This window comes from Paenibacillus hemerocallicola, assembly GCF_006265175.1.
Lineage (GTDB): Bacteria > Bacillota > Bacilli > Paenibacillales > NBRC-103111 > Paenibacillus_AB > Paenibacillus_AB hemerocallicola.
The window spans coordinates 1-10,248 of the sequence record NZ_VDCQ01000076.1 but is presented as its reverse complement, the minus strand read 5'-3'; the positions used below and the strand labels follow the sequence as shown (position 1 = coordinate 10,248).

Below are 10,248 nucleotides of genomic sequence, written 5' to 3'. Positions count from 1 at the left end.
GAGCGAGTTTTGGCTCCCAAGTTTCAACCTTGCCGTAGGCCAATACAAACAAGGAAACTCAAAACAACCTGTCTGAAGCTGCAAGGCAATCCCTTCTGGAATGGAATGAACGTTAAAACCTTTAGTTCAACTTATATAGGCATTTCGACAAAAAAAACGACCGCCAGCGGACACAGGTCCAAGGCGGTCTTCGTTCTCATTACAAATAAGGGCGAATCGCTGCGGTTACCCGCTCGGCCAGTCTCGCGTTCCCCAGTTCGCTCATATGCAGACGATCGGGACATAAGCATCCGGACAAGTCCTGCTTGACGATCCGGTTCAGATCGTTCACCTCGACACCGTGCCGGTTCATCAGCTCGACCGCCGCAGCATTGTACTGATCGATTTCGGCGTTGCTCCTGTTCGTTTCGTCATACGGAACGGGGGTCGTCGTAGCGAAAATGATCGACGCTCCGGTTCTTTGCAGCTCGTTCAGTATGCGACCGATCGTATGCACATATTCGTCCAGCGACGTCAATGCTTCGATCATCGGCGCTTCATGGTGCAGATCCCACAGGCCGTTGTTCCAATGCACGACGTCGGGCTTTCCCAGCTCCTTGATCCATAGATTGACGCCCCACAGCGTATGCTTGGCGAATCTGCCGTTCTCCGCCGGCGCGACAACCTCGGCCTCCCCCGCAAGCTGTGCTCGAACAAGCGGTTCATAGCCCATTCGGATCGAATCGCCGAGCAAAAGCACTTTTTTCATCCGTATCTCCCCAATGCCCTGATGTCGTTGTACAGGAATGTTCAAAAAGACCGGTGAATAGCTCCGCTACGGGTTTGGAACGGGCCTCCGATCGCCGTTGTTTCCAGATTTTTCGCTTCAACAAGCCCAATATGGGAAAAAATCCGGAATCAAATGTGAACACTGACGTTTCTACGACCTCATTCCAAACCCTCCGCTCACTTATTCACCGGGCTTCTATTCCTGTTTGGTCAAAATAAGCGGACCGTCCGCCGTGATCGCGACCGTATGCTCGTACTGCGCCGACAGGCCGCCGTCCTCCGTCCTGGCCGTCCAGCCGTCCGGATCAAGCTTGCTGCGGTATGTTCCCGTATTGATCATCGGCTCGATCGTGATGACCATGCCTTCCTTGAGCCGGACGCCGCGGCCCGGAGGCCCGTAATGGGGCACTTGCGGCTCCTCGTGCATCGCCTGGCCGATGGCGTGACCGACGAAATCGCGGACAACCGAGAACCCTTGGGCTTCGGCGTAAGTTTGGACCGCATAGGAGATGTCTCCGATCCGGTTGCCGACAACCGCCTGCCCGATCCCTTTGTACAGCGATTCCTTGGTGACATCCAGCAGCTTCCTGGCTACGGGACTGACGTTCCCGACGGCATAGGACCATGCGGAGTCGGCCAGCCATCCGTCCAAGTTGACGACCATGTCGATGGCGACGATGTCCCCGTCCTCGAGCGCCCGCTCCCCCGGAAAGCCATGGCAAATTACGTCGTTCACGGATGCGCACGTGGCATACGGATATCCGTGATATCCTTTCTGCTCCATCGTCGCGCCGTGTTTGCGGATAAACTCCTCGGCGAATTTATCGATCTCGATCGTCTTGACGCCCGGCCGGATCATGCCGGCGATTTCCCGATGGCAGGCAGCCAGCAACTCCCCCGCCCGCTGCATCTTGGCGATCTCTTCCTTTGTTTTGATGACGATCATCGCGCGCCTCCCGAAAACGGAAAGCCAGAAATGCGGAGGCATTTCCGGCTTTCGCCAGTTAATTGCTTTCTATTATAGGATGTTCTCCGGATGAATACAAATTTGCCGGGTTGCCTGAATGTCGAAAAACGATTGCAACATGGCGCCGTATCCATTAGAATTTAATTCTACACTCATGTTACATTACATAACATACTATACATCTATCGCCAAATCCCCGGGGGTCTGACCATGACCGCAGAACATTCGTTTCCGTCCGAAACCGATACGATTCCTTATTACCATCCGATCGTCTCCTTGCAGTCGCAGCGCATAATCGGCTACGAGTCGCTCGGCAGGCAGCTTATAGCGGGAAAACTGCAAAGCTTGGGCCCGTTTTTCCACAATCCCGATATCGGTGAAGCGGCGCACGTCCGTTTGGACCGCCATCTGCGGAAGCAGGCCATAGAGAAATGGGCCGGACGGCAAGGCGGCGAGCTGCTTTTCCTCAATCTGAAGCCATCCTGGATTTATCGCCTATGGAAAGAACAAGGCTTCCTATATACGCTTTCCCTGCTCGATCGGCATCGTGTCGATCCCGGCAGCGTCGTCATCGAGATTACCGAGGAGGAGTTCGGCGGGAACTTGTACGAATTGGCCGAAATCGTGGAGCAGTACCGGCTCAGAGGCTGCACGATCGCGATCGACGACGTAGGCAGCGGCTTCAGCAATTTCGACCGGATCGCCGTCATTCGCCCGAAAATATTGAAGCTCGATTTGGAGCTGCTGAAAAAAAGCCACTCCCACCAAGGCTACCGGGCGGTCATGCGCTCCTTCTCCATCCTGGCTTCTCAGCTCGGGGCGTCCCTGCTCGTGGAGGGCGTCGAGACGGATAAAGATTTGCTGCTCGCGCTGCAGGCCGGGGCGCGCTACGTGCAAGGGTATTTGTTCTCGGTTCCGGTTCCCGATTTCTTGCCGGAGGACCGCTTCGCCCCGCTGATCGATGACGTACTGGAGCGATACCGGCGGCAAGAAATCGAAAAGTACGGCAATTTGTCCGAAATCGACGGCAGGCTGTCGGAGCTTCTGACGCGCAGCCTGGAAGCCTCGTGTCCGGATGAGGCGGACGGACTCGTGCAGAGTATTGTGGAAGGGCTGCCCGGCTATTGCCATCGGGCATATATATGTACCGGCGACGGCAAGCAGCTGTCCGCCAACTTCTCGCGAACCGATGGCGGCAATTGGGCACGAGACGCTTCTTATCGGGGCTGCAACTGGATATGGCGGCCTTACTTCATTTCCAACATCACGTTGATGAACGCGCAGGACAAGGGCATATTGTCGACCGAATATACCGATCTTGAAACGTCGGCCATGATCCAAACCTACTCTTATCCGATCGGCAGCGAATGCTACTTGTTTATCGACCTTTCGTTCTAGCGCCCGCCTTTCGATTGCCGCCAACCCCCATATAGTCGAGGAATAGCGAATAGACGAGGAATAGCGAAAAGTAACCGTGCTGTTTCCAGCCGACGCGGACAACTGACTCGCTCCCCTCAAAGCTGGTTATACAGTTGATACAACTTGTTCACCCACCTTCTTGCGGGATGCATAACTGCTGGACCTGCGGTTCTGACAGCCCACGAAAAATAGCGGAACAGGACTCCGTTATTGTTGACAAATTGTAACGTTTCCCGAGAATAACGGAAGCACGTTCCGTTATTTCGACTGTAAGCGGGATGGAAGCACAGCGACGGCCAAATAGCGGAAACCTGCTCCGCTATTTGGTACGCCTCCAAGTATTTCCGGCGTTTAACGGAAATCTGTTCCTTTATCGCTTCCTTATATGGCTGGCTCATCGGTCGACAAACTTATTTATCATTAAAGCCAAACGGCCGTCTGCCTATGCGCAGAACGGCCGTTCAATCGTTCAATGCATCACCCAGCCGCCGTCGACATTGACGGTTTGGCCGGTCGTGAAGTCGCTGTCGCTCGAAGCGAGAAACAGAAAGGCGCCGACCATATCCGGCGGCAGCTGGCGCCGCGGAATCGCCTGCTCCTCTTCCAAATACAGGCGCGTCTTCTCCCGCTCCGCGGCGTCCGGCATATCGAGCAGCTCCTGCTCGGTCAAAACCGCCCCGGGCGATATCGTGTTGACCGTTATTCCGTGCATGCCGACTTCCCGGCTGAGCGCCCGGGTGAAGCCGACTACGCCCCCTTTGGAAGCGACGTAGTGGACAAACCCCTTCTGCCCTCGCCAAAACGTGACGGAAGATACGTTGATGATTTTTCCGTACCCTTTGTCCTTCATATGGGGAAACACCGCTTTACTCGTCAAAAAGCACGACTTCAGGTTGACCGCCTGCACGCGGTCCCATTCGTCTCCGGTAATTTCGTGCCACTCCTTGCGCGGATAAATGCCGGCATTGTTGACCAGGATGTCGACGCCGCCCCATGCCCGACCGACGGCTTCGACCATGGCGTTTACCTGACCTTCGTCGCTGACGTCCGCGAATACGGCCATCGCATGCCCCCCGGCGGCTTCAATCGCCGATACGACCTCTTTGGCTTTCTCCTCGGGGCCGATATAGTTGACGGCCACGCGAGCCCCTTCCGCCGCGAACGCCAGACAAACCTCCCGACCGATTCCGGTAGAGCCGCCCGTAACAAGCGCAACCTTGTCTTTCAATCTCATAGCAAGCGATCTCCTTTTGTTCGTCTCTCCGTACTCCGGAAGTCACTTCAAAAATCGTCCTCGAACGGATACATCGGCCTCGGAATACGCCGGAACGGCAAGCTCCGCAAATTGGCCGTGCTCGCTCCCGGCGTGTCGAGGATATATATCCGCCCGCTCAGCTGCTCGTATTCGGCGCGAAACTGGTTCGCCGACTTCACCAGCACGAGATCCGCTTCCGCCGGCTCCAGGCCGACGCTTCTATACATGGCCGGGTCTCCCGTGAAGGTGGGGTTTTCCATCAGCAATAACGATACCGTCCCGATGCTTACGACCGCGCACCGCCCCATATTCGCTTCCAAATTAGCGACAGTGCCGCCGCCAAAAAGAAACCTTCCGCTGCCGATCCGGACGACGGTTCCTTCGATCTCCAGCGGCTGTCCGACCGACCGGCTGAGCGAATGCCCGACGCGCAGCTTGACCGGGCTCCCTTCGCCCGCATCCGCTGCCGCACCTGCCGCTTCCCGATCCACCATCGACAGCAGACAGCGGTAGCGTCGTTCCGCACCGAGCCGAAGCAGCTCGCGCAGTACGAAATTGCTGTCCCCCGCGGAGCCTGCTCCGGGACTGTCGGCCGAATCGGAGACGACAATCGGCTCGCTCCGGGTTTTATCCGTCTCCAGCAGCCGGACGATTTCCGATACTTGGTAGAGCTTGACGTCAAACAAGCTCCGTTTGCCCCACATGAGCGCAGCGAGCCGTTCCGCCTCCTTCTCCGCGCGGTCGGCGTCGTCGTCCATAACGACAACGGAGCAGCCCATCTCCGCGATGTCCAGCCATGGCTGAACGAGAAAAAGAGAGGTCAGCGCGGACCTTCCATCCCGTTCGCCGGCCAGCGCTTCGGTCCACAGCTCCGCCATCGGTCCGCGATACGTCTCGTGGCGCTCCGCCGGCACGATCATCGGAACTTTCCGCATCGCGAGATGCGGCTTCGTCTCGCCCCGCACGATTCGGAACAGCAGCTTTGCGGCGCTATACCCTCTATCCGCATAATCGATATGAGGGAAAGTCCGGTACCCGACGATTCCGTCGACCCCCTCTACGATTTTCCCGGTGACATTCGCGTGGGAGTCGAGCGTGATGACGATCGGGACGTCCGGTCCGACGTGCCCCCGGATCAGGTCGACGATCTCCCCGTCCGCATCGTCGTTATCTTCGGCGACCCACGCGCCGTGCAGCGAGAACAGCACGCCGTCGCACTCGGGGATAAGGCCCAGCTGCTCCAGCAGCGCTTGCTTCAGCGCGTCGAGCGTTTCCCGGGGCACCTTGCCGGAGGATACGGCCTGGGCAAATATTGCAGGCAGCAGCGTTACGTCTCCGGCCTCCTCGGCTGCGGCGCGCAGAAAGCCGGACAGCTCGTTTTCCGCCTTTTGCGGCTGCAGCAGCTCCTCCCCGACCCGGAAATAATAGTGCCGAAAATCGCGCAAAGCGCTGCGTGCCTCGCTGAACGTATTGCTCTCCTGTATGAGTCCGCCGATTACGATGTTCATGCCGTCCTCCTTATGCCTGAGCGGAAGCGCCTTCGAGCGCCGGCTTGGCGAGCCGGGTATATTGCCCGAGCGCGCCCTTGTGCCGGATGTCGGGACGTTTCCATTCCGATTTACGTTTCTCCAATGCGAGCCCGATTTCCTGCTCGTCTGCCGAATCGATGCCTTGGAGGCGCACGATATCGAGGCGCCTCTCCGGAATGTCGATCCGGATCGTGTCTCCGTTTTTCACGAACGCGATCGGTCCTCCATCGAGCGCCTCCGGTCCCATATAGCCGATGCACGGCCCTCTGGTCGCTCCGGAGAAACGGCCGTCCGTCACTAGCGCGGTCGTCTTCGACAGCACAGGATCGGAGGCGATCAGCTCGGACATGTAGAACATTTCCGGCATGCCCGTCGCCCGCGGCCCCTGATAGCGGATGACGATCACGTCGCCGGGCAGAAATTCGCGATTCAAGAAAGCGTCTACCGCCGTCCTCTCGCTGTCGAACACTTTCGCCGGCCCCTCGTGCACCATCATTTCCGCCACGACGGCCGATTTCTTGATCGTCGCGCCGTCCGGAGCCAAATTACCTTTCAATAGTGCCATCGAGCCTTCGGACTTGAGCGGCTTGGCTATCGGATAGATGACGTCCCTTTTGTTCAGCTTGTAATTGGCCAGAAACATCTCCGCATAGTTGGGCATTTCACTCCGCGCGAATTGCTCCAGATTGTCGCCGATCGTCCGCCCCGTCACCGTCAAGCAATCGAGATGAAGATGGTTTATCAGCTCCTTCATGACCATCGGCACGCCGCCCGCGTACCAGAACAGCTCCGTCGGGTATTTGCCGGCCGTCTTCGTGTCGACGAGTACCGGAATTTCTCTATGGATCGCATCGAACGTCTCCGCCTTCAATTCGATTCCGAGCTCGCCGGCAATCGCGATCAAGTGCATGACCGCATTTAACGAGCCCCCGATCGCCGAATGGATCATGATCGCATTCTCGAACGCTTCCTTCGTCAAGATGCGGGAAGGAGTCAGCCCGGTGCGAGCGAGCTCCATGACTTGCTGTCCCGCAGCCCGGGCCATCCGGCGAATTTCCGCGTTGGTCGCCGGAATGAGCGCCGACCATGGAAGCGCCAAGCCGAGCGCTTCGGCCATCACCTGCATCGTCGCCGCCGTCCCCATATATTGGCATGCGCCGCACGTCGGGCAGCACGCCCGCTGAAACGCCAGAAACTGCTCCTTGGTCATGTTCCGCTCTTTCACTTCGACGCTCATATGCCACAGCTCTTCGTTCGACTTCATGCACGGTCCGGCGCCCATCGCGCCTCCCGGCACATGGATGGCCGGGATGTCGAGCCTCGCGATCGCCATCAAATGCGCGGGTACGGCTTTATCGCCTGCCGAGCTTAGCACCATGGCGTCAAATGGCGTCGCCTTCACATGAATTTCCACCATCGATGCGATAAAATCCCGGGACGCGAGAGAATAATGCATCCCTTCATGGGCTTGCGCTATGCCGTCGCAAATATCGGTAGTCGTGTAGAGAGCCGGTTTGCCTCCGGCCTGCAGAACTCCCTTCTCGGCTTCCGCGGTCAGCTCGTCGAGATGGTACGAGCTAGGATGGCTCGAGCCTGCCGTACTTTCCACGAGTACCTGCACTTTATCCAAATCGGCTACGGACCAATCCATAGACATGCGTAAAGCGTCGCCCTCGAAGCTCATGCTCCTTACTTGCTGACTGCGAAGGCCGTCTGGTGTTGCGCTCACTGTCGTATTCCCCTCTCCGGTCGGTTCATTATAATCATGCTTCTATGACTAGTATAAATGATGATGTAAGATTGTCAACAATATTACCTCGATTTATTTGCGCTCTTTATCCAACCTTCCCGTACCGCCGAACATCCGACTGATCGGATCATAAATCCCCGCCATACGCAACCATTTTCGCATGGATGTGTGCTGTGCACTTAGAAATAATTCCACTTATCTAATAAGATTACCCCGAATTTAAATGTCGCAATGTTTACAACTGCTTTTATTTCCCTTACTATGAAAGAATGCGAACCTAACAAGTAAGGAAGTGCCAAAACGATGTCCCAATTTCGTTTCGACGAACAAAAAGCAACGTCGCTGCGCCATAAAATTACCGAAGATATCCGCAGGGCGATTTTTCAAGGCAAATTGAATCCGGGCGACCGTCTGCGTGAAGTGGAAATATCCAAGCAGATGGGCGTAAGCCGCGGTCCCGTGCGCGAAGCGATCCGCATGCTCGAGCAGGAAGGACTGCTCGTCTCGCTTCCATACAAGGAGACGACGGTGGCGGAAATATCCGGCGAGGAAGTGCGGGACGTATTGAACCCGATCCGCCTTATTATCGAAACGTATGCGATCCGCAAAGCGCTGCCCAATATCGGGCAACGCGAGCTCGAACGGATGGATTCCTTCGTCGCGGACATGAAGGACGGTGCGGAGCAAAGAAACCTGGACAAAATCGTCGAGAGCGATCTCGCCTTTCACGAATATATAATCGGTTTGGCCGATATGCCGGGACTTCTCAGCACGTGGACTTCGATCTACAATCGGATCCATCTCCATTTCCTGATTCAGGGCCAAGCCTACGAGGACTTGAACGATTTGTGGAAGGAGCACGACAAGCTGCTCCAGACGATCCGCGGAGGGAATTCCGATCAGATCGCACAAGTTTGGGCCGAGCATATCGGCACCTTCAAATCGACGATAGGTTGACTTTACCGTCACGCGGTACCAGTCGACTGACTCGACCGGACCAGGCGGCCCCATCCTTTTCCCAATGATCAATCGACTACTACATGGAGGGATTTACGTGACTTTCGATTTCGACCGCCGCATCGACCGGCGCAATACGCGATCTTATAAATGGGACCAGAACGGGAAGCTGTACGGGGATCCCGACATTTTGCCGCTGTGGGTAGCGGATATGGACTTCCAAAGTCCTCCTGCCGTTCGCGAGACGCTGGAGAAAAGGGCGGCGCTCGGCATATACGGCTACGCGATCCGCACGGACGGCTACTTGGATTCCATCGTCCAATGGTACCGGACGAGGCATGGCTGGACGATTGAGCCGCAATGGATTACGGATACGCCGAGCGTAGTCACCTCGCTCAGCTTGGCGGTCGAATTGTTCAGCGAGCCCGGGAGCGACGTCGTGCTGCAATCGCCTGTCTATTATCCGTTCTACGACGTCATCCGCAGCAACGGCCGGAACGTAGTCAAAAATCCGCTGTCGATCCGTGACGGACAGCTCCGAATGGACTACGACCAGTTGGAATCGTTGTTTCGCGAAGGCGCCAAGCTGCTGCTGCTGTGCAGCCCGCACAACCCCGGCGGACGGGTGTGGAGCCGCGAGGAGTTGCTCCGCCTCGGCGAGCTGTGCCTGACCTACGGCGTCACGGTCGTCTCCGACGAAATCCACTGCGATCTGGCGCTGCCGGGTCACAAGCACATTCCGTTCGCCTCGCTGTCTCCGGAATTGGCCGACATCACGATTACGTGTCTCGCGGCGACCAAAACGTTCAACCTGCCGGGACTGCATACGTCGTATACGGTTATTTCCAATCCGTCGATTAAGCGCAAGTTCGAGAACCGGATCAAAGCGCTCAGCTTGCATATGGCGCAGCATTTCGCTCAGGATGCCGTGGAAGCGGCGTATCGGGAGGGCGGCCCTTGGCTGGACGCCATGCTCGCTTACGTAGCGGGCAATATCGATTACGCGATCGATTATTTGGCCGAGCATTTGCCGGAGGTGAAGCCGCTCCGGCCGGAAGGAACGTACCTGCTCTGGATCGACTGCCGCGGGCTCGGCCTTGACGTGGCCGGATTGAAGGATCTGATGTACCGCAAGGCGAAAGTGGTGTTTAACGAAGGCTCCACCTTCGGAAACGAGGGCGAAGGCTGGCTCCGCATCAACCTGGCGTGCCCGCGCTCCATCGTGGAAGAGGCGCTCGAGTCGTTTTGCCGGGCGGCGAAGGAGAAGTAAGCACGGAATCCCATTTGGATAGACGTAACGACGCCAAAAAGCCGAACCCGGTGGGTTTGGCTTTTTGGCGTGCCGGCAAGCAGGCTTAACGGACAGCGGCGAAGCTGCTGCCGTTCTTTTTCCCGGAAACGGCGTTCCGGTCATCCGTGCTGCCCAAAACCGACGGCTTCGTCTCAGCCGTAGCGTGCCGGATGTTGAAGCAGAAATAGTAATAGATATAGAAATAGAAACAGAAGCAGGAACACGTGGAGTTAGACTGGCAGTTACTAAATAAGATGAACTAAAGAACCAGCTAAGAGTAGCCCAATGCAATGGAAGAAGGGAATTGCCTTG

At 56.9% G+C, this 10,248-nt stretch carries 8 protein-coding genes; 3 read left to right on the top strand and 5 right to left on the bottom strand.

Annotated features, from left to right (window positions below; translation table 11 throughout):
- Positions 1 to 199: 199 nt before the first annotated feature.
- Together FE784_RS34585 and map are read right to left on the bottom strand one after the other, a co-directional pair.
- Complete coding sequence (locus tag FE784_RS34585) at positions 200 to 748, bottom strand: SGNH/GDSL hydrolase family protein (RefSeq protein WP_139606816.1); 549 nt, start codon at positions 746 to 748, stop codon at positions 200 to 202.
- 216 nt (positions 749 to 964) lie between these two features.
- On the bottom strand, positions 965 to 1,714 hold the full coding sequence (map, locus tag FE784_RS34580; protein ID WP_139606815.1) for a type I methionyl aminopeptidase: 750 nt from the start codon (positions 1,712 to 1,714) through the stop codon (positions 965 to 967).
- Between the two features lie 231 nt (positions 1,715 to 1,945).
- Between map and FE784_RS34575 the strand changes: the two genes are divergently transcribed.
- On the top strand, positions 1,946 to 3,133 hold the full coding sequence (locus FE784_RS34575) for an EAL domain-containing protein (protein WP_139606814.1): 1,188 nt from the start codon (positions 1,946 to 1,948) through the stop codon (positions 3,131 to 3,133).
- Between the two features lie 490 nt (positions 3,134 to 3,623).
- Here FE784_RS34575 and FE784_RS34570 read toward each other — a convergent pair whose 3' ends face one another.
- From FE784_RS34570 to ilvD, 3 genes are read right to left on the bottom strand one after another with little or no spacing between them, the layout of a single operon-like run.
- Entirely contained in the window at positions 3,624 to 4,388 is a 765-nt protein-coding gene (locus FE784_RS34570) for an SDR family NAD(P)-dependent oxidoreductase (protein ID WP_139606813.1), read from the bottom strand.
- 47 nt (positions 4,389 to 4,435) lie between these two features.
- Positions 4,436 to 5,917 (bottom strand): M81 family metallopeptidase, encoded by a 1,482-nt coding sequence (locus FE784_RS34565; protein ID WP_139606812.1) that lies wholly within the window; start codon positions 5,915 to 5,917, stop codon positions 4,436 to 4,438.
- A 10-nt stretch (positions 5,918 to 5,927) separates the two neighbouring features.
- Positions 5,928 to 7,667 (bottom strand): dihydroxy-acid dehydratase, encoded by a 1,740-nt coding sequence (ilvD, locus tag FE784_RS34560; protein ID WP_218103862.1) that lies wholly within the window; start codon positions 7,665 to 7,667, stop codon positions 5,928 to 5,930.
- A gap of 324 nt (positions 7,668 to 7,991) precedes the next feature.
- Here ilvD and FE784_RS34555 point away from each other — a divergent pair, with 324 nt between their 5' ends.
- Together FE784_RS34555 and FE784_RS34550 are read left to right on the top strand one after the other, a co-directional pair.
- Complete coding sequence (locus FE784_RS34555) at positions 7,992 to 8,645, top strand: GntR family transcriptional regulator (protein WP_139606811.1); 654 nt, start codon at positions 7,992 to 7,994, stop codon at positions 8,643 to 8,645.
- Between the two features lie 97 nt (positions 8,646 to 8,742).
- Positions 8,743 to 9,915, top strand: coding sequence for a MalY/PatB family protein (locus FE784_RS34550; protein ID WP_139606810.1), 1,173 nt, complete (start codon positions 8,743 to 8,745; stop codon positions 9,913 to 9,915).
- Positions 9,916 to 10,248: the final 333 nt, after the last annotated feature.

Excerpts from the sequence above, each read along its gene's own strand:
- FE784_RS34575 (WP_139606814.1), top strand. The coding sequence starts at position 1,946 with ATGACCGCAGAACATTCGTTTCCGTCCGAAACCGATACGATTCCTTAT.
- FE784_RS34565 (WP_139606812.1), bottom strand. The coding sequence starts at position 5,917 with ATGAACATCGTAATCGGCGGACTCATACAGGAGAGCAATACGTTCAGC.
- FE784_RS34570 (WP_139606813.1), bottom strand. The coding sequence starts at position 4,388 with ATGAGATTGAAAGACAAGGTTGCGCTTGTTACGGGCGGCTCTACCGGA.
- map (WP_139606815.1), bottom strand. The coding sequence starts at position 1,714 with ATGATCGTCATCAAAACAAAGGAAGAGATCGCCAAGATGCAGCGGGCG.
- FE784_RS34585 (WP_139606816.1), bottom strand. The coding sequence starts at position 748 with ATGAAAAAAGTGCTTTTGCTCGGCGATTCGATCCGAATGGGCTATGAA.
- FE784_RS34555 (WP_139606811.1), top strand. The coding sequence starts at position 7,992 with ATGTCCCAATTTCGTTTCGACGAACAAAAAGCAACGTCGCTGCGCCAT.